Origin of the sequence: Rhizobium sp. 18055 (genome assembly GCF_902706285.1) — a bacterium.
GTDB lineage: Bacteria > Pseudomonadota > Alphaproteobacteria > Rhizobiales > Rhizobiaceae > Rhizobium.
In genome coordinates, this window is record NZ_CACSKD010000405.1 from 1 (window position 1) to 407 (window position 407).

General features: G+C 62.4%; 1 protein-coding gene. It reads left to right on the forward strand.

Translation table 11 applies throughout. The features are described from left to right. Positions 1-2: 2 nt before the first annotated feature. On the forward strand, positions 3-407 hold a 405-nt coding region (locus tag GVL52_RS29725; RefSeq protein ID WP_280179138.1), incomplete at its 3' end, for an efflux RND transporter permease subunit.

A 407-nucleotide genomic window follows, 5' to 3' on the forward strand; every position in this document is an offset into this window, starting at 1 on the left:
CGGTGACTTTCATCCCAGCCGCGGTCGCACTGTTCATAGGCAACCGGGTCAGCGAGAAGGAAAACTTCCTTCTCGGTCATGCGAAGCGAATCTATGCCCCCCTTCTGGATCGCGTCATGTCCGCCAAGGCCGTGGTGCTCTCCATTGCCGCGGTGGCCGTGGTGCTCTGCGGATTGATCGCGACCCGCATGGGCAGCGAGTTCGTGCCCAGCCTGAACGAAGGCGACTTCGCCATCCAGGCGTTGCGCATTCCGGGCACCAGCCTGTCGCAATCGGTGGCGATGCAGCAGCAACTGGAAGCGACGCTGAAGGCCAAATTCCCCGAGATCGACCGCGTTTTTGCGCGCACCGGAACGGCGGAAATCGCCTCCGACCCCATGCCGCCGAACATTTCCGACGGCTACATC